The organism is Cobetia amphilecti (assembly GCF_020217465.1).
GTDB classification, from domain to species: domain Bacteria; phylum Pseudomonadota; class Gammaproteobacteria; order Pseudomonadales; family Halomonadaceae; genus Cobetia; species Cobetia amphilecti.
Genome location: NZ_CP084115.1, coordinates 1,253,656 through 1,278,261 on the forward strand (window position 1 = coordinate 1,253,656; position 24,606 = coordinate 1,278,261).

At 64.5% G+C, this 24,606-nt stretch carries 19 protein-coding genes; 11 read left to right on the plus strand and 8 right to left on the minus strand.

Going from position 1 to position 24,606, the window contains the following annotated elements:
• The first annotated feature begins 87 nt into the window (after positions 1 to 87).
• The gene (gene norR / locus LCW13_RS05335; protein ID WP_225347768.1) at positions 88 to 1,860 is read left to right on the plus strand and encodes a nitric oxide reductase transcriptional regulator NorR; all 1,773 of its coding nucleotides are present in this window, start codon (positions 88 to 90) and stop codon (positions 1,858 to 1,860) included.
• Positions 1,861 to 2,024: 164 nt separating this feature from the next.
• Here norR and cmoB read toward each other — a convergent pair whose 3' ends face one another.
• Both cmoB and cmoA read right to left on the minus strand, forming a co-directional pair.
• Entirely contained in the window at positions 2,025 to 3,053 is a 1,029-nt protein-coding gene (cmoB, locus tag LCW13_RS05340) for a tRNA 5-methoxyuridine(34)/uridine 5-oxyacetic acid(34) synthase CmoB (RefSeq protein ID WP_225347769.1), read from the minus strand.
• Positions 3,054 to 3,084: 31 nt separating this feature from the next.
• Positions 3,085 to 3,831 carry a carboxy-S-adenosyl-L-methionine synthase CmoA gene (gene cmoA / locus LCW13_RS05345; RefSeq protein ID WP_215824115.1) on the minus strand — a complete coding sequence of 249 codons (747 nt, stop codon included), beginning with the start codon at positions 3,829 to 3,831 and terminating at the stop codon, positions 3,085 to 3,087.
• Positions 3,832 to 4,035: 204 nt separating this feature from the next.
• Here cmoA and pgi point away from each other — a divergent pair, with 204 nt between their 5' ends.
• The 6 genes from pgi to LCW13_RS05375 all read left to right on the plus strand — a co-directional run bounded on the left by pgi (position 4,036) and on the right by LCW13_RS05375 (position 13,068).
• Positions 4,036 to 5,739: a glucose-6-phosphate isomerase gene (pgi, locus tag LCW13_RS05350; protein ID WP_225347770.1), complete on the plus strand. Its 1,704-nt coding sequence runs from the start codon at positions 4,036 to 4,038 to the stop codon at positions 5,737 to 5,739.
• Positions 5,740 to 6,014: 275 nt separating this feature from the next.
• The gene (locus tag LCW13_RS05355; protein ID WP_225347771.1) at positions 6,015 to 6,767 is read left to right on the plus strand and encodes a YqiA/YcfP family alpha/beta fold hydrolase; all 753 of its coding nucleotides are present in this window, start codon (positions 6,015 to 6,017) and stop codon (positions 6,765 to 6,767) included.
• 214 nt (positions 6,768 to 6,981) lie between these two features.
• Positions 6,982 to 8,862 (plus strand): DNA topoisomerase IV subunit B, encoded by a 1,881-nt coding sequence (gene parE / locus LCW13_RS05360; RefSeq protein ID WP_225347772.1) that lies wholly within the window; start codon positions 6,982 to 6,984, stop codon positions 8,860 to 8,862.
• A gap of 123 nt (positions 8,863 to 8,985) precedes the next feature.
• Positions 8,986 to 11,262 (plus strand): DNA topoisomerase IV subunit A, encoded by a 2,277-nt coding sequence (gene parC / locus LCW13_RS05365; RefSeq protein ID WP_153635348.1) that lies wholly within the window; start codon positions 8,986 to 8,988, stop codon positions 11,260 to 11,262.
• A gap of 106 nt (positions 11,263 to 11,368) precedes the next feature.
• Positions 11,369 to 12,580, plus strand: coding sequence for a phosphoserine phosphatase SerB (gene serB, locus LCW13_RS05370; protein WP_153635349.1), 1,212 nt, complete (start codon positions 11,369 to 11,371; stop codon positions 12,578 to 12,580).
• A 239-nt stretch (positions 12,581 to 12,819) separates the two neighbouring features.
• Positions 12,820 to 13,068: a TIGR02647 family protein gene (locus LCW13_RS05375; protein WP_043335179.1), complete on the plus strand. Its 249-nt coding sequence runs from the start codon at positions 12,820 to 12,822 to the stop codon at positions 13,066 to 13,068.
• 109 nt (positions 13,069 to 13,177) lie between these two features.
• Here LCW13_RS05375 and LCW13_RS05380 read toward each other — a convergent pair whose 3' ends face one another.
• Both LCW13_RS05380 and epmB read right to left on the minus strand, forming a co-directional pair.
• Positions 13,178 to 13,537, minus strand: coding sequence for a 5-carboxymethyl-2-hydroxymuconate Delta-isomerase (locus tag LCW13_RS05380; protein WP_043335180.1), 360 nt, complete (start codon positions 13,535 to 13,537; stop codon positions 13,178 to 13,180).
• Positions 13,538 to 13,662: 125 nt separating this feature from the next.
• Positions 13,663 to 14,898: an EF-P beta-lysylation protein EpmB gene (gene epmB / locus LCW13_RS05385; protein WP_153635350.1), complete on the minus strand. Its 1,236-nt coding sequence runs from the start codon at positions 14,896 to 14,898 to the stop codon at positions 13,663 to 13,665.
• A gap of 91 nt (positions 14,899 to 14,989) precedes the next feature.
• Here epmB and efp point away from each other — a divergent pair, with 91 nt between their 5' ends.
• Positions 14,990 to 15,556, plus strand: coding sequence for an elongation factor P (gene efp / locus LCW13_RS05390; protein WP_043335182.1), 567 nt, complete (start codon positions 14,990 to 14,992; stop codon positions 15,554 to 15,556).
• A gap of 226 nt (positions 15,557 to 15,782) precedes the next feature.
• Positions 15,783 to 16,883, plus strand: coding sequence for an EF-P lysine aminoacylase GenX (locus LCW13_RS05395; RefSeq protein WP_153636800.1), 1,101 nt, complete (start codon positions 15,783 to 15,785; stop codon positions 16,881 to 16,883).
• A gap of 487 nt (positions 16,884 to 17,370) precedes the next feature.
• On the opposite strand, the gene asd is transcribed toward LCW13_RS05395, so the two are convergent.
• Together asd and LCW13_RS05405 are read right to left on the minus strand one after the other, a co-directional pair.
• Complete coding sequence (asd, locus tag LCW13_RS05400; protein ID WP_153635351.1) at positions 17,371 to 18,288, minus strand: archaetidylserine decarboxylase; 918 nt, start codon at positions 18,286 to 18,288, stop codon at positions 17,371 to 17,373.
• 252 nt (positions 18,289 to 18,540) lie between these two features.
• Positions 18,541 to 19,404: a sulfurtransferase gene (locus LCW13_RS05405; RefSeq protein WP_153635352.1), complete on the minus strand. Its 864-nt coding sequence runs from the start codon at positions 19,402 to 19,404 to the stop codon at positions 18,541 to 18,543.
• 616 nt (positions 19,405 to 20,020) lie between these two features.
• Between LCW13_RS05405 and LCW13_RS05410 the strand changes: the two genes are divergently transcribed.
• A complete protein-coding gene (locus tag LCW13_RS05410) occupies positions 20,021 to 21,355 on the plus strand; it encodes an NCS2 family permease (protein ID WP_153635353.1) in 1,335 nt (444 codons plus the stop codon).
• 129 nt (positions 21,356 to 21,484) lie between these two features.
• Here the strand turns inward: LCW13_RS05410 and rsgA are convergent, their stop codons facing one another.
• Entirely contained in the window at positions 21,485 to 22,495 is a 1,011-nt protein-coding gene (gene rsgA / locus LCW13_RS05415) for a small ribosomal subunit biogenesis GTPase RsgA (RefSeq protein WP_153635354.1), read from the minus strand.
• Positions 22,496 to 22,678: 183 nt separating this feature from the next.
• Here rsgA and orn point away from each other — a divergent pair, with 183 nt between their 5' ends.
• Entirely contained in the window at positions 22,679 to 23,251 is a 573-nt protein-coding gene (gene orn / locus LCW13_RS05420; protein ID WP_107335235.1) for an oligoribonuclease, read from the plus strand.
• Positions 23,252 to 23,296: 45 nt separating this feature from the next.
• Here the strand turns inward: orn and queG are convergent, their stop codons facing one another.
• Positions 23,297 to 24,367, minus strand: coding sequence for a tRNA epoxyqueuosine(34) reductase QueG (gene queG, locus LCW13_RS05425; protein WP_225348111.1), 1,071 nt, complete (start codon positions 24,365 to 24,367; stop codon positions 23,297 to 23,299).
• Positions 24,368 to 24,606 lie beyond the last annotated feature (239 nt).

Below are 24,606 nucleotides of genomic sequence, written 5' to 3' on the forward strand. Positions count from 1 at the left end.
CATGTGGCGTGTTTTAATGACATCAAGCGTGTCATGATGACATCAACCTTCAGTCCTCTCACTCCCGATACCCGCAAGGATGACCGCATGCCCGATGCCCACTTGCCCCTGAATGATACGCCGGTCGCGGCCGTGAATGCCTGGCTCGCCGCCTGGTTGTCCCGCGAGGAGGGCGGCGAGCGGCGCGCGCTGCCATGGACGCGTCTGCTGGCCGCGATCATGCAGCAGCTGCCCGGTGAGGCGGCGACCCTGATGCGCTACCTGCCCGAGCGTGACGAGTTATTGCCACTGGCCACCTACGGCCTGCCTGCCGAGGTGCGCGGGCGACGCTTCGCGCTGGCGGAGCACCCGCGGCTCAAGGCGATCGTCGAGCACACGGGGGTACATCGTTTCGCGTTGGACAGCGACCTGCCGGACCCCTTCGATGGCCTGCTGGGGGACGTGCATGGGCCGGATCTGCTGGTGCATGACTGCGCCGGTATCGCGCTGCGCGATGGCGATACCCTGCTGGGGGTGATGACCTTCGATGCGCTGACGCCGGGGGTGCTGGCCCCGCTGGAATCGCTGTGCGCCTTTGCGAGTACGGACGAGCTGTCACTTCCGCTTCAGGAGTTGCAGGCCTGGTTGTCACTCCCCGCACACTGTCTGTCGCTGTCACTACGACAGGAGTGGGCCGCGGTCGGCAGGTCAGGGCTTTCGGCACCGATGGTGGTCTCACCGACAGGCATGGCGTCACAGAGTGCCATGGCCTGCCCGCAGCGTGGCCCGGCGATGGCCAGGCTCGAGGCGCAGCTGGAGGCGGTTGCCGATACCGAGATGACGGTGCTGGTGCAGGGCGAGACCGGTGTGGGCAAGGAGGGCGTGGTCCAGCGGCTGCACGACGCTTCCCGGCGGGCTGCGCGGCCGCTGGTACGCATCAACTGCGCCGCCTTGTCGCCGGACCTGGTCGAAAGCGCGCTGTTCGGGCATCGGCGTGGCGCCTTCTCGGGCGCGACCCATGATCACCGTGGCCACTTCGTGATGGCGGATGGCGGCACCCTGCTGCTGGATGAGATCGGCGAGCTGCCGCTGGCGCTGCAGCCCAAGCTGCTTCGGGTCTTGCAGGAGGGCGAGCTGCAGCCGCTGGGCAGCGATCGCGTGGTCAAGGTCGATGTGCGCGTCATCGCGGCCACCAATCGCGATCTCGAGGCGGAGGTCGCCGCCGGGCATTTCCGTGAAGACCTCTATCACCGCCTGAGCGTCTATCCGCTCAGGGTGCCGCCGCTGCGTGAACGCGGACGTGCGGACCTGCTGGCGTTGGCCGGCACCTTTCTTGAGCACAACCGCACGCGCCTCGGACTGGGCAATCTGCGCCTGACGCCGGCGGCGGAGCGCCTGCTGTGCGAGTACCCCTGGCCCGGCAACGTGCGTGAGCTGGAGCACTGCCTGAGCCGCGCCGCCCTGCATGCCCGGCTCGCGCATGGTGCCCACCCGACTCGCCTGCGCGCCGATGGGCGCCAGCTGGTGCTGATCACGCCGGAGCTGCTGGGGCTGGAGGTCAATACCGAGATGTCACTTGAACGGGCCACCGGCGCGGCGCAGGAGATTCAGGGCGCGCAGGTGGGGCTGGTGGATCAGGCGGGAAGAGCGAGTCAGGCGGCGGAAGCGAGTCAGACAGAAGGAGCAAGCTCTGCACCGCGCACCGCCTGGCAGGACGGCGATGAGACGCTGGGACTGCGCGATGCCACCGAGGCGTTTCAGCGCGAGCACATCTCGCGGGTCTGGCAGGCGAGTGATCGCAACTGGGCGGAGGCGGCGCGCAGGCTCAAGGTCGATCGCGGCAACCTGTACCGGCAGGCGCAGCGTCTGGGAATTGTCTGAGGCGCGAGGCAGTGCCTGAGACGAGGGGCAGTGTCTGAGGAGAGAAAAGAAGACGGCGATGCTCATGGAGCATCGCCGTTCTTGTATCTGTGCCGCCGCTGGCCCTGGCGCGACGAGAAGTCCGTGTCTCTAACGCGCGTTCAGGCGCCCGCTCAGACGCCAGTTCAGGCGCGAGTGGCGATCAGCACCGCACGCCGCGGCGCCGGGTGGCCTTCGCGGGTCAGGCTCGGGTCAGCGGGATCGAGGAAGTCGCTCAGCGAGTGGTAGGTCATCCAGTCGGTGGCACGCTGCTCGTCCAGAGTGGTCACGGCTTCATCGACGATGCGCACGTCCTTGAAGCCGGCGCGCTCGCACCAGTGGGCCAGCGCCTGCGAGGAGGGCAGGAAGTAGACGTTGGGCATCGCGGCGTAGCGCTCGCCGGGCATCAGCACCGTCGTCACGTCACCTTCCACCACCAGGGTTTCCAGCACCAGTTCGCCGCCGGGACGCAGGGTGTCGCGCAGCTGGAAGAGGTGGTCCATCGGCGAGGGGCGATGATAGAGCACGCCCATCGAGAATACGGTATCGAAGGCGCCCATCTTCGCTGGCACATCCTCGATGCCCACCGGCAGGAAGTGCAGGTTGCGGCCCAGGGGGTGGTCCGCGCCGATGAAGTGGCGCACGGCATGGAACTGGCAGTAGAAGCGCGGTGAAGGGTCGATCACCAGCGTGAAGGCCGCACCTGCACCGACCATGCGCCAGCCGTGGTAACCATTGCCGCCGCCGACATCCAGCACACGGCGATGGGTGAGGTCCGACAGGTGCGGCGCGAGACGCTGCCACTTCCAGTCGGAGCGCCATTCGGTGTCGATATGGATCTCGTCGAGCTGATAGGGGCCCTTGCGCCACGGCATCATCGCACGCAGCAGATTCTCGCTCTGGCGCAGCTGGCCGCTAGTCAGGCCAGTGGGAAAGCGTGCACCGACCCGGTCGGCATCCAGCTGCACATCGCGCGCGTCGGGCAGGGCGGGCAGCTTTTCCAGCGCGCCATGCCAGGCCTTGAGGTCGGCGTGACGCTTGCGGTCCAGGCCATTGGCCAGTTGCTCGGGCAGGGCGCCCAGCCAGCGGGCGAAGCCGTCGCCGACGGCGCCTGGCTCACAGGCAAGCTCGGTGAAGGCGCGGTAAAGGTCGCGGTCATACGGGGAAATGCTCATGCGCTGGGTCGGGTCCGTGCAGGCGTAGCGGTCATTCGGCGGCTTTGAAGGCGACCATCGATGCGAAATTCAGGTATTGCAGCCAGGTATGGCTGCGCTGGAAGCCGGCGCGCGCCAGGCGCTCGTGATGCGTGTTCAGGCTGTCGGGCTTCATCACGTCCTCGAGGGCCTCTCGTTTCTGGGAGATTTCCAGATCGGAGTAGCCGTTGGCACGTTTGAAGTCATGATACCGTTCGATCAGCCAGGCATTCTCGATCGGATCATCGCTGATGATCTTCTCGGAGAGGATCAGCACGCCGCCGGGTTCCAGCGCCGCGAACAGCTTGTCGATCACGGCGTCGCGGTCTTCCGGCGGCAGGAACTGCAACGTCAGATTGACCACGATCATGCCGGCCGGCTGATAGTCGAGGGTGCGAATGTCGGCTTCGGTGACGTTGATGCGGTGGTCGGGGAAGGCCTCGGCGAGTTCGCGGCTGGCGCGCTCGACCATCGGTCTGGACAGATCGACGGCTTCGATCTCGATATCCTCGGCGGCCATCTCGCGGGCCAGCGCCATGCTGGCAGCACCCAGTGAGCAGCCCAGATCATAGACCCGCGCGCCGGGGCGCAGGTGGGCACGGGCCATCAGGCCCAGCATGGCGATGATCTGACCGTAACCCGGCACCGAGCGGCGCAGCATGTCCGGAAAGCAGCTGACGACCTGCTCGTCGAAGGAGAAGCTGGCGACACGGTCAAGGGGTGTCGTAAATATCGCGTCACGGTAAGATGCATCACTCATGGATCAAGGCTTCATCGGGCAGTGGGCCATGGCGACATGCCTGTGGCCGAGGACCGGCCGGGCAGAGCGCCCCGTCGGGCCCGCCATTCTACGCATTCGGCGCCCGTGACGCACCCGTCACGGCCGGCGGGTGATGCCTCCATCAATCGATTTCAGGCCGGGCCATGCAGGGCCGGTCATTACACTTCAAGGAGAGAGGTGGCCATGTCCACTCAATCAGCGGCACGTTCTGCGCGTCGTAATACCCAGGCCTGGCAGGCTCTCGCGCGCCATCATCAAGAGCAGATGGCCGATGTGCATCTGAAGGACCTGTTCGCCGAGGATGCGGCGCAAGGGCGTGACCGAGTGGCGACCTTCACGCGCTCAGCCGCGGGACTGCGTCTGGATCTCTCCAAGCAGCGCCTCACGGGCGAGACCCTGGAGCTGCTGCTGGATCTGGCGCGCGAAACCGGCGTCGAGCAGGGCATCAAGCGCCTACTTGCCGGTGAACATGTCAATCGCTCCGAAGACCGTCCGGCGCTGCACGCCGCGCTGCGTCTGCCGCGCTCCGCCAGCCTCGAGGTGGACGGCGAGGATATCGTGCCGGCCATCCACGAGAGCCTCGAGCACCTGGCCGAGATGGTCGACACCTTCCACAGCGGCCAGTGGCGCGGCGCCACCGGCAAGCCGATCACCGACGTGGTCAACCTCGGTGTCGGTGGCTCGGACCTGGGCCCGCTGATGGTCTCCAGCGCCCTGAGCGATTGCCGTCCCAAGGACATCCACGAGATCGGCGTGCACTTCGCCTCGACCATGGATGGCTCCCAGCTGGCGGATTATCTGGAATCCTTCAGCCCGGAAACCACGCTGTTCATCCTGTCCTCCAAGTCATTCTCGACCATCGACACGCTGTCCAATGCCCGCACCGCGCGCGACTGGCTGAAGTCACGCCTCGATCCGGAAGGGCGCTTGGAAGCGCTGATCAACCGTCAGCACTTCATCGGCGCTTCCGCCAAGCCGGAAAAGATGACCGAGTGGGGCATCGCGCCGGAACACCAGCTGCTGTTCTGGGATTGGGTCGGCGGTCGCTATTCGCTGTGGGGCACCATCGGTCTGCCCATCGCGCTCAATGTCGGCATGGACAACTTCCGTCGTCTGCTGGCCGGGGCGCATGAGCTGGATGAGCACTTCCGCACCGCGCCGCTGGAAGACAACCTGCCGGTGCTGCTGGCGCTGGCCGGGATCTGGAACAACAACTTCCTTGATATCCGCGCCCACTCCATCCTGCCCTACGACGGTCGCCTGGAGTACTTCGCAAGCTACCTCGAGCAGCTGGAGATGGAATCCAATGGCAAGTCGGTGACCAATGATGGCGAGATGATCGACTACTCGACCTGTCCGGTGCTGTGGGGCCAGCTGGGGCCGAACGCCCAGCACGCCTTCTATCAGCTGCTGCACCAGGGCACCCAGGCGGTCGAGTGTGACTTCATCGCGCCGATGTGCCGTTATGATCACGTCGAGGACGCCGAGACACGCGCCCACCTCAAGGCGCAGCACCGTCTGACGCTGGCCAATTGCTTTGCCCAGTCACGTGTGCTGATGCTGGGTGATGACGCCATTCCCGGTGATGAGGCGCAGCCGAACCACAAGCGCTACCGTGGCAATCAGCCGTCGACCACGCTGTTGCTGGAAACGCTGACACCGGAAACGCTGGGTGCGTTGATTGCGCTCTACGAGCAGAAGGTCTTCGTTCAGGCCACCATCTGGGATATCAATCCATTCGATCAGTGGGGCGTGGAGCTGGGCAAGCAGATCGCCACCGCCACCGAAGCGACCATGACCACTGGCGAAGGCTTCGAGACGCTGGATGCCTCCAGCCGTGCGCTGATCGAAGCGGTGTGGGCAGCCCAGGATCAGGACCCGCGCTGAGCCCACGGCGGATGTGAGTGAGAGTGGGTGTGAGTGTGAGTGTGTAAGGGCATGCTGATATGCCATGCAAGACGAGCGGCGGCGTCAGTCGTCGCTCTCTGTTGATTTATACAGTATTCTCGCTATCCTATAAGCGAATCAATCGTTTACACTAGACAGCACGACGCGGACCGTCGAAAACCCTGCTTCCAGCGTATGAACGCTCGAGAGATGCCCAGCCATCTTGAGGCGTGGGAGGGGAGGTTTCGCGGTCTGGCGTGTTGTCGGGAGTGCTGATGGCCAATTCCCCCTTTCCGTCAGATACGGCAGCGATGCACGCCACCGCGCCCGTCAAGGGTCTGCTGTATCTGCACGGCTTCAATTCGGCCAGTTGTTCGCCCAAGGCACGCTTGATGCAGCGCGCGGCAGAGCAGTTCGGCCTGCCGTGCGTGATGCCGGACATCCCCCCGGAGCCCGGCGCGGGTCAGGCGGCGGTCAACGCGGCCTATCTCACGTTGTGTGAGCGCCTGGCGCTGGACCCCGCAGACCCTGCCTGTGATGACGCCATCATGGTGATCGGCAGCTCCATGGGCGGCTTTCTGGCTACCTGGCTGGTCGCGCGTGAGGCCGCACGCCTCGAGGGGCCGGCAGGCCCTTCACAGAGCGTCTGGCGTCAGGGGCCGCGCAGTGTGCTGATCAATCCGGCCGTGCGTCCCGCGCGACTGGTCAGCGAATGGCTCGGCTCGGTGCATGCCAACCCCTATACCGGCGTGACGTTCACCGTCACCGAGGAGTTCGGGCCTGGGCTGCTCGCATTGGAAGCGGAACCGGTCACGGCGCAGCGCACCCTGGTGCTGTTGGCGACGGCCGATGAGACATTGGATGTCAATGATACCGCAGGGCTCTATCAGGGAAGTCGCTTGATCATCACGCCGGGTGGCGATCACGGCTTTGCGCAGCTGGCGGAATATCTGCCGGCGATCATGGCGCATGGCGGGCACCGGCTGGCCCCCGCCACCGCAGCGGCGATGCATGTCGCGCCGGACTAGCAGGTCATGCGCGTGGTGCTTTCTGCTACGACACACCACGACCTGGCTGGGCACGGCACCTCTTGGCACGACATGGATTGGCACGACTTGGCAGGGCGTTCGATGCTGAACGCCAGGCGCCGGTCTCTCTTTTTTCAGGAATCCGTTGTCCGTCTCGCGCACGTGAAATGGCGAGTCGGATGGCGGACGTCAACACCAAGGACACAAGGCTGCGATGAGTCAGTACAGCGCCAGTTCCATTGAGGTCCTCTCCGGCCTCGAACCGGTCCGCAAGCGGCCCGGCATGTATACCGACACTTCTCGGCCCAACCATCTGGCGCAGGAAGTCATCGACAACTCCGTCGATGAGGCGCTGGCGGGGCATGCGAGGGAAATCCGCGTGCGCCTGCTCGAGAATGGCGGTATCGAGGTCGGCGATGACGGTCGTGGCATGCCCACCGACATCCACCCCGAGCATGGCGTGACCGGCATCGAGCTGATCCTCACCAAGCTGCACGCGGGGGGCAAGTTCTCCCAGGACAGCTATCGCTTCTCCGGCGGCCTGCACGGCGTGGGCGTCTCGGTGGTCAATGCGCTGTCGACGCGTCTGGAAGTGGAAGTGTGCCGCGATGGCCTGCGTCAGCGCATCGCCTTCGAGAATGGCGAGAAGGCCGAGGAGCTGACCCAGATCGGCACCGTCGGCAAGCGCAATACCGGCACCCTGGTGCGCTTCTGGCCGGACGAGAGCTACTTCGACAGCCCGCGCCTGGCGATGCCGCGCCTGCGCCACCTGCTGCGTGCCAAGGCCGTGCTGTGTCCGGGCCTCAAGGTCGTGCTCATCGAGACCGATGGCAACGAGACGACCTGGCACTACGAGGATGGCCTGCGCGATTACCTGCTCGGCGCCACCGATGGCTTCGAACGCCTGCCGGAATCGCCGTTCGTCGGCCATTTCGAGGACGACGAGCACGGGGTCGACTGGGCGATCCAATGGCTGCCGGAAGGCGGTGAGCTGGTGCAGGAACCCTACGTCAACCTGATCCCCACGCCGCTGGGCGGCACCCACGTCAATGGCCTGCGCTCCGGTCTGCTCGAGGCGCTCAAGGAATTCTGCGACTACCGCAGCCTGCTGCCGCGTGGCGTCAAGCTGAGCGCGGATGACCTGTGGGAGCGCGCCGCCTTCGTGCTGTCGGTGAAGATGCTCGATCCGCAGTTCGCCGGCCAGACCAAGGAGCGCCTGTCCTCACGCAGCGTTGCCGCCTTCGTCTCCGGCGTGGTCAAGGACGCCTTCTCGCTGTGGCTCAACCACCATGTCGATCAGGCCGAAGCACTGGCGGAACTGGTGATCTCGGCGGCCCAGCGCCGTCTGAAGAGCGCCAAGAAGGTCGCGCGCAAGAAGGTAACCTCCGGGCCTGCGCTGCCGGGCAAGCTCTCGGACTGCTCAAGCTCCGATCCTGCCGACAGCGAGCTGTTTCTGGTCGAGGGTGACTCCGCCGGCGGCAGCGCCAAGCAGGGCCGCAACCGCGAGACCCAGGCGATCCTGCCGCTGCGTGGCAAGATCCTCAATACCTGGGAAGTCGAGTCGCATGACATCTACTCCTCCCAGGAAGTCCACGACATCGCGGTCGCCATCGGCCTGGACCCGGGCTCGGATGACCTCACCAAGCTGCGCTATCACAAGGTCTGCATCCTGGCGGATGCCGACTCCGATGGTCTGCACATCGCCACGCTGCTGTGCGCGCTGTTCGTGCGTCACTTCCCGGCGCTGGTGGATGCCGGGCGCGTCTTCGTCGCCATGCCGCCGCTGTATCGCATCGATCTGGGCAAGGAAGTGCATTACGCCCTGGACGAGAGCGAGAAGGCGCACATCCTCAAGCAGCTCGAGAGCAAGCGTGGTACGCCCAATGTGCAGCGCTTCAAGGGTCTGGGTGAGATGAACCCGCTGCAGCTGCGGGAAACGACCATGGCGCCGGACACCCGCCGCCTGGTGCAGCTGACGCGCAGTGCGGATGACGGCACCCACGAGATGCTCGACATGCTGCTGGCCAAGAAGCGCGCCAGTGATCGCAAGAGCTGGCTCGAGGACTACGGCAACATGGCCGACATCGAGGTCTGATCATCGTGAGCTTCGAGCGCAGCTGAACTTCGAAAGCCAGACAAGCTGCGCGACAGCATTCTTTCGGGAGCGCCACAGTCAGGCGCTCCCCGGTTTTACGCTCGTAATCAAGGTCAAGCGCCCATGAGCATGGATATCCAGGTCGCGGAGGGTGACGTCGAACGTCTGGCCCTGCGCGACTACACCGAAAAGGCGTACCTCGACTACTCGATGTACGTGATTCTCGACCGCGCCCTGCCGCATGTCGGCGATGGCATGAAGCCGGTGCAGCGCCGCATCGTCTACGCCATGCGCGAACTGTCCCTGACGGCCAACGCCAAGTACAAGAAGTCGGCGCGTACCGTCGGCGACGTGCTGGGCAAGTTCCACCCCCACGGTGACAGCGCCTGTTACGAGGCGATGGTGCTGATGGCGCAGCCGTTCAGCTATCGCTATCCGCTGGTGGATGGCCAGGGCAACTGGGGTAGCCAGGATGACCCCAAGTCCTTCGCGGCCATGCGTTACACCGAATCGCGGCTGTCGAAGTACTCCGAGGTGCTGCTGTCCGAGCTCTCCCAGGGCACCGTCGACTGGGTGCCCAACTTCGATGGCACCATGAACGAGCCCAAGGTGCTGCCGGCGCGTCTGCCCAATGTGCTGCTTAACGGCACCACCGGTATCGCGGTGGGCATGGCGACCGACATCCCGCCGCACAACGTGCATGAAGTCGTGGCCGCCACGCGCCATCTGCTGCGTCATCCGGACTCCGACAGCGATCAGCTGATGGAGTACCTGCCGGCACCGGACTTCCCCACCGAGGCGGAGATCATCACGCCGCGCACCGACCTCGCCAAGCTCTACCGCACCGGTCGTGGCAGCGTGAAGATGCGCGCCCGCTACGTGCTGGAAGAGGGCGATATCGTGATCACGGCGCTGCCGTATCAGGTCTCCGGCGCCAAGGTGATCGAGCAGATCGCCGCCCAGATGCAGGCCAAGAAGTTGCCGATGGTCGCGGACCTGCGTGATGAGTCCGACCACGAGAACCCGACGCGCCTGCTGATTCAGCCGCGCTCCAATCGTGTCGATATCGAAGGCCTGATGGCGCACCTGTTCGCCACCACGGACCTCGAGAAGAACGCGCGCGTCAACATGAACGTCATCGATCTCAAGGGGCGCCCGCGGGTGATGGCGCTGCACGAGATGCTGGCCGAGTGGCTGCGCTATCGTCGTGCCACCGTGCGTCGCCGCCTCGAGCATCGTCTGGCCAAGGTCGAGGACCGTCTGCATATCCTCGAGGGTCTGCTGACGGCTTACCTGAATCTCGACGAGGTGATTCGCATCATTCGCGAGGAGGAAGACCCCAAGGCCAGCCTGATCGAGACCTTCCAGCTCTCCGAGCGTCAGGCCGAGGCGATCCTCGAGCTGCGTCTGCGTCACCTGGCGCGTCTTGAAGAGATGAAGCTGCGTGGCGAGCAGGACGAGCTCAAGCGCGAGCGCAAGCACCTCAAGCATCTGCTGGGCAATGACGAGGCACTGACGGACCTGATCGACAGTGAGCTTGAGCAGGCCGCCACCGACTTCGGCGATCCACGCCGCTCGCCGCTGGTCGAGCGCGGCGAAGCCAAGGCGCTGTCGGAAGTCGAGCTGATGGGCGCCGACCCGATCACCGTCGCGCTGTCCGAGAAGGGCTGGATCCGTGCCGCCAAGGGGCATGATATCGACCCCGAAGGCCTGTCCTACAAGGCCGGCGACCGCTTCCATCTGGCGGCGCGCGGCAAGACCAATCAGCCGCTGGTGCTGCTGGATGACACCGGGCGTGCCTACACCCTGGCCGCGCACAATCTGCCCAGTGCACGCGGGCAGGGTGAACCGATCACCGGGCGCATGAATCCGGCGGCGGGGGCGGCGATGGTCGGGCTGCTGCTCGATGCGCCTTCCGCGCGCTATCTGCTGGCCTCCGATGGCGGCTATGGCTTCGTGACCACGCTCGAACAGCTGACCGGCAAGAACAAGTCCGGCAAGGCGGCGCTGACCCTGCCGCGCGGCTGTGCGGTGCTGCCACCGGTCGAGGTGCCGACAGTGCCGGAGGCTGCCGATGGCACGCCCGCGGCCCTGGAAGTGGCGGTGGTCTCCAACGAAGGGCGCCTGCTGGTCTTCCCGCTCTCCGAGCTGCCCGAGATGTCCAAGGGCAAGGGCAACAAGATGCTGTCGATTCCTGGCGAACGCGCCGCCAACCGCGAGGAGCTCGTGCGCTCGCTGGTGGTCTTGCCCGCCGGCGCGACCCTGGTGGTGCATGCCGGCAAGCGCAAGACCCTGCTCAAGGGGGCGGATCTCGATTATTATCGTGGCGAGCGTGGCCGCCGCGGCAGCAAGCTGCCCAAGGGCTTCCAGAAGGTCGACCGTCTGGCCGTCGATAGTTGAATCCGGGCCGGATGGCCTGGCTTGTTAGCTGAGGTGCGTCGGCGTTGACGCCGACATGCCCCGTGGGCGACACCTTGATGATTCATTGCTCAGGAATGATTTTCCAATGACACAACGTATCTTGATCCGTGCCACCGGTACGGCTCGTCCAGGACAGCTGGCAGGGCTTGGTCAGGCGCTGGCGCGCAGCGGCGCACGACTGCTGGACATCAATCAGAGCGTGACCTTCGGGCTGGTGTCGCTGGAAGCGCTGGTGGCTCTCGGCGCGGAGTCCGATCTGGAGGCCGCGCTGGCCGCCGCCGGTGAACAGCTGGGGCTGGATGTGCAGGCCGTGCAGGTCGGTGCTGAGGAATATGCGCGCTGGAGCCATCAGGCGGAGCGCCCGCGCTGGATTCTGACGCTGCTGGCGCCGTGTCTGCCGGCCGGCATTCTGGCCGAGGTCGGTGGCCTGACAGCCGAATTCGGCATCACCGTCGAGCTGATGCATCGTCTGTCGGGGCGTGAGCCGCTGGATGGCGAGTCACCGGCCGAAGGCGCCTGTGTCGAGTGCTGGCTGCGCCTGCCGGAGAGTGACACCGACATCAATGCCCTGCGCGAGAAGGCGCTGGCGCTGGGCGCGCTGCACGGTGTCGATATCGCGATCCAGGAAGACGATATCTGGCGTCGTCATCGTCGCCTGATCTGCTTCGACATGGATTCGACGCTGATCCAGACCGAGGTGATCGACGAGCTGGCGCGCCGTCACGGTGTCGGCGAGGAAGTCTCGGAAGTCACCGAGCGTGCCATGCGGGGCGAGCTGGACTTCAAGGAAAGCTTCCGCGAACGCATGAGCAAGCTGGAAGGCCTGGATGAGTCGGTGCTGGCCGATATCGCCGCCAATCTGCCGCTGATGGATGGGGTCGAGCGCCTGATGGCCAACCTCAAGGCGCTGGGCTATCGCACCGCGATCCTGTCCGGCGGCTTCACCTACTTCGCGCGTCATCTTCAGCAGCTGCTGGGTTTCGATGAGATCCACGCCAATGAGCTGGTGATCGTCAATGGCAAGGTCACCGGTGAAGTGCGCGAGCCGATCGTCGATGCCGAGCGCAAGGCGCTGCTGCTGCGCGAGATCGCCGAGCGTCATGGCCTGCATATGGAGCAGACCATCGCCGTCGGTGACGGTGCCAATGACCTCAAGATGCTGGCCGAGGCGGGGCTGGGCATCGCCTTCCGCGCCAAGCCGCTGGTGCGTGAACAGGCGCGCCAGTCGATCTCGACCCTGGGCCTGGATGCCGTGCTCTACCTGATGGGCTATCGCCAGCAGGATCTCGAGCACTGATCCGTGATTCAGCCGCTGAACGCCTGCGCTGAGTGACAAGCCAGTGTGTGAGTGACAACGCCCCCATCGCCGCCGCGATGGGGGCGTTGTCGTCTGGTCATCAGGTCGCAGAATAGTCCCAAAGCAGCAATGCGCTTTCGGGTGTAAGGGCTAGACTGGAGGGGAAGCGCCGACGACTCGTCGCTCGTCAGTTGACGCCATACTGAAACGCCACTCGCCACGCCGTCAGGAGTTTGCCCATGCCGTCACCCTATGACGATGAACTGCACCTGCTGTGCCTTTTTCCGCATGATGCCGCCCTCAAGGGTTTGAAGATTCGCCACGATGCCAGTCCCGACATGGTGGCCGCCGCCGAGCGTCTGCATGCCAAGGGGTTGACCACGCTGCCGGATGGCGGCTATCTGACGTCGGTGGGCCGTGAGGCCGCCGAGCACGCCCATCGTCTCAATGACCTGCTTCACGTCCCGATGGCCATGACGGGCACCTGAGTTCGCCTGTTGGCTGAATCGCTGATCATGAGAAGGAAAAACGCCCCGTGGCTTTCGGCCACGGGGCGTTTTCGTCTGCGGCCTCAGGGGCGGTGAGTCACTTTTGCGCTCAGGCCTTGTGCTTGCGATAGGTCGCGCGGGTGATCTCGACGATCTCCACGCTGACTTCGCGGGCCGCCTCGCAGTGAGGCTTGAGGGCCTCCATCAGGATATCCGCCAGGCGCGACTTGTCGTCATCGCTGCGGCCTTCCAGCTGGTGGCAGTGCAGGTTGACGAAGCCGTGCTTGTGCGCCAGCGGTGCCTGATTGCCGGCCAGACGCCAGTGGCGCCAGCTTTCCGCGCGCACCTTGATGTCGGTTTCCTTGAACAGGCCACTTTGCATGGCAGCGGCATGCAGGTCATCCATGATCGCGTCCATGTCGAGGCTGGGGGCCAGACTGTCGGCATAATCAATGACGAGATGAGGCATGTGGTGGGCTCCTTGAGCATGGCCACGCCTCTCGGGGCGTGTGCCGATGATGAAATTGGCCAGCGATAGTAGCAAATTTTGCGCAGCACGCCGCCTGTTGTTGCCTCACGCTGCCAGTGCGCCATTCACGCGCTGGCGATGATACCCGTCAGGTTGAGCGAAGATGGCTCTCGCTCGTCACCCGCAGGGGAAGACGCCGAAGGGCCAGTGGTGGCGGCGTCGACTCCCGGATGTGTCTTGGACACTGTGGGCTTGGACAGAGGGGGCTTGGACAGAGGGGGCTTGGAAAGAGGTGTCTTGGAGCGTCGGCCGGGCACTTCACGTACCAGGCGCGGCATCAGGAAGCCGGGCAGATGCTCAAGCAGCGCTTCCATCAGGTTGCAGGCCTCTTCATCACTGACCGCGAAGTGGGCGGCACCCTGTACGGGGTCGAAGGCATGCAGGTAGTAGGGCAGTACGCCGCACTCGAAGAGTCGCTCGGCGAGGGCTGTCTGCACTTCCACGCTGTCATTGACGCCGCGCAGGATGACGCCCTGATTGAGCAGGGTGACGCCGGCGCTCTTGAGGCGAGTCATGGCGGCAGCGACGGCGTCGTCCAGCTCGTTGGCATGGTTGGTGTGAATGACCAGCACCTTCTGCAGACGCGTGGCACCCAGCCAGCCGAGCAGCTCGTCATTGACGCGGTCCGGAATCACCACTGGCAGGCGCGTGTGGATGCGCAGGCGCTTGAGGTGCGGAATCTCACCCAGCGACTCCACCAGCCACGCCAGGCGCTTGTCGGGCGAGACCAGCGGGTCGCCGCCGGACAGGATCACCTCGTGGATGCGCTCGTCAGCGCGCAGGTAGTCGAGGATATCCTGCCACTGCGCGCGGCTGGGCTGATGGTCGTCATAGGGGAAGTGACGGCGGAAGCAGTAGCGGCAGTTGATCGCGCAGCCGCCGCTGGCCATCAGCAGCACCCGATTGGTGTACTTGTGGATCAGCCCCGGCAGCGGCGTATGCTCGGCCTCTTCCAGCGGGTCGGTGACGTAGCCGTCGAGCACGTCGGTCTCGGCGTCCAGCGGCAGTACCTGGCGCAGCAGTGGGTCGTCGGGATCATTGGCGCGGATGCGGCTGGCATAGGCCTCGGGCACGCGGATCGCGAACAGCTCATGGCCGTCGCGGGCGCCCGGCAGCCACTCGCGCGCGAGCCCCAGGCGCTCCAGCAGAGCCTGTGGAGAGCGGATCACGTCGCGTAGCTGTGCACGCCAGTCATTCGGGGCAGACGGGGCTTCAGCGGCAGTTGAGAAGGCCTCTGAGGCACGACTTTCGTGGCTGGTGTGCGGGATGGTATGCAAGGATGCAGGGGTTCGGGTTATCATGCGCATCACTTCTAGTCATGATTGCAGCCAATTGACTGCAATCTGGAATTCATGGCGGGCAAGACCCGTTAACGAGTCGAGAGCGAGCAAGATGGCCAACTATTCTACCAACGAATTCAAGTCCGGTCTGAAAGTGATGCTGGACAATGATCCCTGTGCCATCGTCGATAACGAACTGGTCAAGCCGGGCAAGGGTCAGGCCTTCAACCGCGTCAAGCTGCGCAACCTGAAGACCGGTCGTGTATGGGAGCGTACTTTCAAGTCCGGCGAGAGCATCGAAGCCGCCGATGTCATGGAAGTCGACATGGAATACCTCTACACCGACGGTGAGATGTGGCACTTCATGCGTACCGATGGCTCCTTCGAGCAGTACGCTGTCGATGGCAAGGCGCTGGGCGACACGGTCAAGTGGCTGAAAGAGCAGGTCGTCTACACCATCACGCTGTGGAACGACAACGCGATCGCCGTCACCGCGCCGAACTTCATCGAGCTGGAAGTCGTCGAGACGGACCCGGGCCTCAAGGGCGACACCGCCAACGGTGGCTCCAAGCCGGCAACCCTGTCTTCCGGTGCAGTGGTGCGTGTGCCGCTGTTCATCAACCAGGGCGAAGTCCTCAAGGTTGATACCCGCAGCGCCGAGTACGTGTCTCGCGCCTGAGCCCTTTCGCTCACGTCGTGAACACCCTGATGCCTCGCCTCGTGCGGGGCATCATCGTTTGTGCTGGCCACTCATGCTGGTCATTCGTGCAGGGCGATCGTGTCGATCAGCCCTCCCGGTTGGCCAATGTCTCCCGCTGATCCCTTCCTCGAGCCTGTCCATGTCTGATGCCGATTCTTCCGCCGCTGCTTCACCTCTCTCAGCCGCTGCCGCGCCCGGCGCCGCCCTGGCAGAGGACTGGGCGCCCACTGCCACGCGCGAGCGGCTCGTCCAGCGCGCGCGTCTGATCAGTGAGGTGCGCACCTTCTTCGCCGAGCGTGAGGTGCTGGAGGTGGAAACGCCGGTGCTGGGGCAGGCCGGGTCGACGGATGTCGGTCTCGCGTCATTGTCACTGACCGCGCAGTTGCCGGGCGAGCGTGAGCGCGTGCCGCTGTGGCTGCAGACATCGCCGGAATTTCACATGAAGCGTCTGCTGGCGGCCGGCAGCGGGCCGATCTTCCAGATCGCGCGTGCCTTCCGTGATGGCGAGGTCAGCCGCCGCCACAATCCCGAGTTCTGCATGCTGGAGTGGTATCGCCCCGGCATGTGTCTTGAGGCGCTGATGACGGAGACCTGCGAGCTGATCCGGCGCGTGATGGCGCTCGGGGCACAGCTGACCGGTAAGCCGTCGCTGCTCAGTGAGTCTCAAGACGCCCAGATTGGGCCTGCCATCACGCCTTACCGTGCGCTGTTTCGCCGTGTGCTGGCGCTGGACCCCTTCACGGCCTCGCTCGAGGAGCTGCGAGCCGCCTGTGCGCGAGAATGTGAGGTCGCGGCTGACGACTGGTCGCATGAGACCTGCCTGGATGCGCTGATGAGCCTGGTGATCGAGCCGACTCTTGGCTCAGGGTCACAGGGCGCGGAAGCACAGGGCGCAGGAGCGCAGGGGCGAGGGGCACAGGGGATAGAAGCGCAGGGAAAAGCTACCGTGGAGCTGGTCACCGAGTACCCGGCCGCGCAGGCAGCCTTGGCGCGCAAGCATCAGGACAGTGAGGGTGATTGGGTGGCGTCGCGCTTCGAGGCCTACGTGGCGGGCATCGAGCTGGCCAACGGCTATGACGAGCTGACTGATGCCAGCGAGCAGGCGGCGCGCTTTGCCGAAGACAATGCCGCGCGAGTCGCCCAGGGCCTGCCTGAGGTAGCGGCGGACCAGCGTCTGGTGGCGGCCTTGCAGGCGGGAATGCCAGCGGGGAGCGGGGTGGCGCTGGGGCTGGATCGTCTGATCATGCTGGCGCTGGGGGAGCGCGATATCTCGGCGGTCATCGCTTTCCCGGCATCACGTGCTTGAGAGCCGGCATGAGAGGCAGCTTTTGATGTGATTTGCGTGAATCCCAGCGTTTATTACCAACACGCTTGCCGAGCGTGCGTCGACTAGACTGGAGAAGTCAGCGTGGAGGGTTGGCGCTTGCCTGCGAAGCCCGCAGACAAGGTGATGGCAGGACCAGGGCAATGGTCGCAGCGGGTCTTCTTTTATCGGGCATGGTGAAAGAAGGCGACAGATGATGGCTCGAACCCTCGGAGCCTTCGAGGCATCATCCGGCAATCGCGTCGTTAGAGCGCGACGCCCGTCATGGAGGACTCTGATCTGTTTGGGCACTGAAGGTAGTGATCACCCCGATGGCAACGTTCATCGCGGGGCAAGGCAAGAAGGCGAGGGGCGCGGTCAGTCTCCTGTCGTTAAAAAGGGAAGCCAGGGGCTTCCCTTTTTTTATGCCAGGGTTTCATGTGCGGGCTTTATGCACGAGTGTCGTGCTCGCGCTGCGCCAGGCCTGACCTTATTTCTCGTCTGTGGTCGGCGTGTCCTGCGCCGTCTCTGTCGCATGCTCTTCTGGCTCGGTCGGGGCCGGTGCTGTCGCAGACGGGCGCATGCCGAGTGACTGACCCATGCTGACCTTCTGGCCCGGTGTCAGGGCGTCATCGAACTCGACGCTGTCCGGGAAGCACATCACCACGGTGGAGCCGAGCTGGAAGCGGCCCATCTCGGCGCCATGCGCCAGCTCGATGAGTTGATCGAAACGGGTCGTCTCGACATCACCGGAAAGCGGCGTGACCTGACCACTCCAGACGGTCTTAATCGCCGCGACGATCATCGCGCCCACCAGCACCATGGCCATCGGGCCGTGTTCGGTCTCGAAGATGCACACCAGTCGCTCGTTGCGCGCGAAGAGGCCCGGCACGTGCTTGGCGGTGGCTTCGTTGACCGAGAACAGGCGTCCCGGAACATAGGCCATCTCAACTAGGCGACCGGCCACCGGCATATGGACGCGATGGTAGTCCTTCGGTGACAGATAGACGGTGGCGAAGCGACCGTTGCGGAAGGGCGCGGCGCGCTCTTCACTGCCACCCAGCAACTGGGTCAGCGAGAATGCCTGACCCTTGGCCTGTACGAGAGTGCCGTGTTCGATGTTGCCGAACTGGGACAGTACGCCATCGGCCGGTGACACCAGGCCTTCGCCGATGGGGCGGGCATCCGCCTTCAGGGCGCGGGTGAAGAAGTCATTGAAGCAGGCGTAGGCACGCGGATTCTCCTCGAGCGCCTCGTTCATGTTGACGCCGTAGGCCTTGATGAAGCGCTCGATGAAGGTGTTCTTGACCCACGGATTGGTGCAGGCGGCGACACGGCCGATGAGGCGTGAGATCAGGTGCTGGGGCAGTGGGTACTGGCTCAGGGAAAACAGCTTGGCGCGATCCACGATGGCGATCCTTGCAGGCACTTTCAGGAATGAAAAGCCCGCTCCTCGAGAGGGCGGGCGTTGGCCGGCAACAGCGGCGGCCAGCAGTTGGGCTGCACCTTAGCCCATCGTCAATAACGGCTCAAGCCTGCGAATTGCCGCAGCCGTGGGCCTGGCGACAGTTGCCAGGCAGGCCATGCGTGTCATCCCGGCATGGCCTGCCTTGGCGTGCTGGCGCCGGACAGGGGCGTTCCAGTCTGCGATCAAGCGCCTTCAGCGTTCGATGGGCGTATCGTCACGGTTGCCCCATTCCTTCCAGGAGCCCGGATAGGCGCGCACATCGCTGAAGCCCAGCGCCTGACCCACCAGCCAGGTCAGACCGGAGCGGTGATGGCTCTGGCAGTGCGTCACGATGTGCTGTTCGGGGTTGAGGCCGCGAGCGCCCAGTTCCGTCACCAGCTCCGCATAGTCGCGGATGCGCAGGTTGCGCTCACGGTCCATGGCCTCGGTCCACTCGAAATGCACGGCGCCCGGGATATGGCCGAGGCGGGCGTTCTGGCCCTTCTCGCCACGATACTCTTCCGCGGAGCGCGCATCCCAGACCACGACGCTTTCCTGCGGGTCCTCGGTCGCCAGTCGATCGAGAATGTCTTCCCGCGTCGCCATCACGCTGGTGTCCATGTAGGCGGCGTGATACTCGCTGGGGCTCCAGTCGCTGGCGGTGTCACTCAGCGGCAGGCCATCGCCTTGCCATGCGTGCAGGCCACCATTGAGGTAGCTGTAGCGGGTATGACCGAGCAGCGCCAGGGTCCACAGCAGGCGTCCGGCCCAGCCGCCGCCTTCATCGTCATAGGCCACCACATGGCTGTCGCGGGTGATGCCAAGGGCTGACATCACGCCAGACAGTGCCTCGGGGCTCGGCACGCCGGGAATGTCGTCGTCATTGCTGCCGACCAGCTGCTTGAAGTCGAGCAGGCGAGCGCCGGGCACATGACGCGCATGGCTCTCGGCTTTCAGTGGCACGTCGACGATCACGATATCAGGATGGTCGAGCATCTCCGCGAGCTGCTGCGGTTCGACGATCAAGGGCAGCAGGTCGGCTTCCGAGGGGGAAGGGTGTGAAGAATCGTGAGACATGGCGTAATCCTTGCTTCTACGAAGAGAGTGATCTTTCCGGCATCATGGCACGTCGGCTGGCACTGTGGTCAAGTCACTGCGATCAAGAGATGCAATCAAGTGACTGCGGCGAGGCGAAGTGTCACCGCGCCAGATTCCTTGCCATCTTGTCCCCTGAAACGACATGTTTTCAGTATAATGCCGCGCGTCACATTCTGGGGCGAACGTGTGAATGCCCAGTACGGACGCATAACGGTACAGACGTGGACGACGCGTGTGCCAGCAGGGCACAGTGCGCGCCATGACCTGACCTTCTGGACAGCCTTCTGGACAGGCTTCTGATCAACTGGCGAGGCCAGCCAGCAGCCAGTAGATCCAGTAGGTCTTGTAGCCAGTAGGTCTTGTCGAAAGAAGCGCTTGTTTCAGTGCAGCGGGCCTGGGGCGAATGCCACATTCTGGCCCTCGGGAACCCCCTCTTCGCGGCCCCAGGCAATACACTGTCTGTCGCCAGTGGCGCTGCTGCACTCTTCGAGTGCGGTGCGGGCGCTCAACGTGTGTCATTTCGGTGCAGCATGTCGGCGTCTCGTCGACGCTGAGCTGCTACTCAATCGCTTCATCCTGAACGGGAGTCATCATCTTGCTCGAGCGCCTATTCTCACTGCGTGCCGAAGGCACCACGACGCGCACGGAAGTGCTGGCGGGCATCGCCACCTTCATGGCGTCGATGTACATCATCGTGGTCAATCCCGGCATCCTGTCAGCCGCCGGCGTGCCATTCAGTGCCGCCCTCACGGCGACCGTGCTGGTCAGCTTCTTCGGCAGCCTGATGATGGGCCTGTACGCGCGCAACCCGATCCTGGTCGCGCCGGGCATGGGCATCAATGCCCTGTTCGCCTACACCATGGTACTGGGCGGTGGCATGAGCTGGGAGGTCGCGCTGGGCTGCGTGTTCTGGGCCGGCGTCATCTTCGCGGTACTGGCCCTATTCAACGTGCGCCGCCTGGTGATCGATGCGATTCCCGCTCAGCTTCGCTACGCCATCGCCTGTGGTATCGGCCTGTTCATCACCTTGATCGGTCTGGTGAATGCCAAGCTGATCGTCTCCAACCCTGTCACCGTGGTCAGTGTCGCGCCGATGACGCCCTCACTGGTGGTCTTCCTGCTGGGGCTGGCGCTGACTGCCATCCTGGTCGCGAAGCGCATCCACGGCGCTCTGATCATCGGCATCATCGTCACGACCCTGATGGCGACCACCATCGGGCGTCTGTGGGGGGATGGCAGCGCCTACTTCCCGCCGGAGATCGCTCAGCCGACGCTGGTCAACTTCACCGGTATCTTCGCTGCGCCTGATTTCAGCGGCCTGCTGGCGCTGGACCTGCTCGGCTCGCTCAAGGTGGCCTATGCGCCATTCATCTTCGTCATCCTGTTCACGGTGTTCTTCGATGCGCTCTCGACCTTCATGGCAGTGGCCGAGGCGGGCAATCTGAAGGACGAGAATGGTGACCCGCGCAATATCCGTCGCTCGATGATGGTCGATGCCTTCTCGGCGCTGGTGTCCGCACCACTCGGCACCAGCCCGGCGAACGCCTACATTGAATCGGCGGCCGGTATCAGTCAGGGCGGACGCACCGGGCTGGTCGCGGTGGTGGTGGCGCTCTGCTTCCTGCCGTTCCTGTTCCTGGCGCCGCTGCTGTCGCTGGTGCCGTCCATCGCGACCGCTCCGGCGCTGATTCTGGTCGGCGTGTTCATGATGGAGCCGATCGGCAAGATCCACTGGCACCAGTTCGATGATGCGATTCCGGCCTTCATCGCCATGGTGATGATTCCGCTGACCTACTCCATCACCCACGGTATCGTGTTCGGTTTCCTGAGCTTCGTGGTCATCAAGCTCGGCGTCGGCAAGGCGCGCGAGATTCGCCCGACCATGTGGGTGCTGTTCGCGCTGTCACTGCTGCTGTTGCTGGAAGGCTAGGCTTCGAAAGCGGTGGTGATGTGTCTCGAGGCTGTGATGTAACTCGAGGGCCTCGAGCATGAAAAAGCCCCGCCAGGCAGTCACTGCCTGGCGGGGCTTTTTGTTGACGGCTTTTTTGATAGCGCCTGATCAGCTCTCGGTCAGCGAGAGCAGAATCTTCTTGTAGCTCTCGAAGCGCACGCGGCCGATCTCACCGTTGTCCACGGCCTGAAGCAGGGCGCAGCCCGGCTCCTTCTCATGCTTGCAGTCGCGGAAGCGGCAATAGCCGAGATAGTCGTGGAACTCGCGGAAGCCGTCGGTGACCTGCTCGGGAGTCAGGTGTACCAGGCCGAATTCGCGGATGCCGGGTGAGTCGATCAGGTCACCGCCATCCGGCATGTGATAGAGCCAGGCGGTGGTGGTGGTGTGCATGCCCTGGCGTGATTCGGCCGACAGCGGGCCGACACGAACCTCTTCCCTGGGCAGCAGCATGCCGATCAGGGACGACTTGCCGACGCCACTCTGGCCGACGAAGACCGAGGTGCGGTCGCTGAGCTGGGCCTTGAGGGCATCGAGCCCCGACTCGCCACGCGTGGTACAGGCGACGACTTCGTAGCCGAGCGCTTCATAGCGTGCCAGCAGGTCGCGTAGCTCACCGCCGCTTTCCGGCAGCAGGTCGACCTTGTTGAGCACCAGCACTGGCGTGATGCCGGTGGCTTCCGCGGCGATCAGATAGCGGTCGATCAGGTTGGGCTGCGGGGCGGGTTCGGCGGCGAACACGATCAGGATCTGGTCGATGTTGGCCGCCACCGGCTTGAGCACGCCGCGCATGTCGGGGCGTTCAAGCTCGGTGGTACGTGCGCCACGCGCGACGACGACGCCGCTGGCATCGCTGGCTTCGCGCCAGATGACCCGGTCACCGGTGACCAGCGTCTCGAGGTTGGCGCGCAGGTGGCAGCGGTGCAGGCTGCCGGATTCGCTTTCGACTTCCAGGCTGCGCCCGAAGTGGGCGATGACACGGCCATGCTGCTCCGGGCCATATTCGCCGGCGTCGAGCTTGTCACGGTCCTGCGCCTCGCGCTTCTCGGCGCGCTTGGTACGCTCGGCCTGCACCTTCTCGATTCGCCATTGCTGCTGGCGGCTTAGCTTGCGTTTACTCATGCTTGGCTGGTGACTCCGGTCGCCGTTCGTTCGCCAGGGATGGGAGAGTCTTCCCCCCTTTGCGGCGCGATTGTACCCTTTGCGCCCTCGGGTGTCGTGCGACGCCCCGGGATGGCGTGTGATACTGCTGTCATCGACTGGCGTCCCGCGCCATTCCATCATCTGCTCAGCAAGGAGTGACCCATGGCAAATCCCACCGCGCAGGCCGACCGCCTCATCTGGATCGACCTGGAAATGACCGGTCTCGACCCGGCGCGTGAGCGCATCATCGAGGTGGCCACGCTGGTCACCGACGGCGACCTCAACCTGATCGCCGAAGGCCCGGTGTTGGCCGTGCATCAGCCGGACAGCCTGCTGGAGGCGATGGATGAGTGGAATACGCGCACCCATGGTGAATCCGGGCTGGTGAAGCGCGTCAAGGAAAGTCAGATAGATACCGCCGAAGCCGAACGCCAGACCCTCGAGTTCCTGGCCCGGCACGTGGCGGCAGGCGCTTCGCCGATGTGTGGCAACAGCGTGCATCAGGACCGCCGCTTCCTGCAGCACGAGATGCCGTTGCTGGAAGAATTCTTCCACTATCGCAACATCGATGTCTCGACCCTGAAAGAGCTGGCCAAGCGCTGGAATCCGGCCGCGCTCGACGGCTTCAAGAAGCGTGCGACCCACCAGGCGATGGACGATATCCGTGAGTCACTGGCGGAGCTTGCACATTACCGCAAGACCTTCCTCAAGCTGACCCAGCAGGGCATCGTCTAAGTATCGCTCCTTAACTGAAAGCGATAGCCCTGGAGGCAACGCCTCTCAAAGCGCGGTGGCCAGGCGGGCGCCGCGCTTGATGGCCTGCTCCTTCAGCGCCCAGCGCACATGCTCGCGCAGTGGCTCGCTGGGGTAGGCCAGACGGGCGCGCAGCACATGCTCGACCTGCTCCGACCAGGGCGCGTTGCCCAGCCCGATGGCGATGTTGGAGAGCCACTTCTCGTAGCCGATGCGTCGAATCGGGCTGCCTTCCGTCTTGCTGAGAAATTCCTGCTCCCCCCAGCAGAACAGGCGGATCAGCTCGATGCGATCCAGATCATGACGCGGCGAGAAGTCAGTCTCCTGGGTCGCCTTGGCGAAGCGCGTGAAGGGGCAGAACAGCTGACAGTCATCGCAGCCGTAGATGCGGTTGCCCATCGGGCGGCGGAATTCCTCGGGGATGGCGCTATCGAGCTCGATGGTCAGGTACGAGATGCAGCGCCGCGCATCGACGACCTTGTCCTCGACGATGGCATCCGTCGGGCAGGCGACCTTGCAGGCGTTGCAGCTGCCGCAGTGTTCCTTTTCAAAGGGGGCGTCCACCGGCAGGGGCAGGTCGGTGTAGAGTTCGCCCAGGAAGAACAGGCAGCCGGCCTGCTGATTCATCAGCATGGCGTTCTTGCCGAACCAGCCGATGCCGGCCTTCTGTGCCAGGGCGCGCTCCATCACCGGGGCGGAGTCGACGAAGGCGCGATAGCCGAACTTGCCGACTTCCTTCTCGATCTGCTTGGCCAGATTGGCCAGTCGCTTGCGCATCAGCTTGTGGTAATCACGCCCCAGCGCGTAGCGTGACACATAGGCGCGTTCGGGTTGGCTGAGCACCTGAGTGGTCTCGACCTCAGGCGGCAGGTAATCGAGGCGCACGCTGATGACGCGCAGTGTCCCGGGCACCAGCTCCTCAGGACGAGTGCGCTTGGTGCCGTGCTTGGCCATGAAGTTCATCTCGCCGTGATGGCCGTTGGCCAGCCAGCGCTCCAGATAGGCCACGTGGGCCGAGAGGTCGACATCGGTGATGCCGACCTGCTGAAAACCCAGCTCGCGCCCCCATGTCTTGATGCGCGTCGCCAGTGCCGCCATGGCCTGTTCATCGGCGGCGGGGCTCCCGGTGTCGGCAGGTGAAGCGGCGGCGGTGGATGAGTGCGGAGCAGACATGGGGGTTCCAGCGAGATCGAGGGCAGAGGCGCGCCACCTTAGCGCAACTTGCCGGTCAGCCCAAGCGTGCTGCCTGACGGCGTGAGCACGGCAGGTAAGGCGCAGTAGAAAGGAAGGCGGCATGCAGCGCCATGCCTCACGATAGGCAACGCACATCCAGGCAG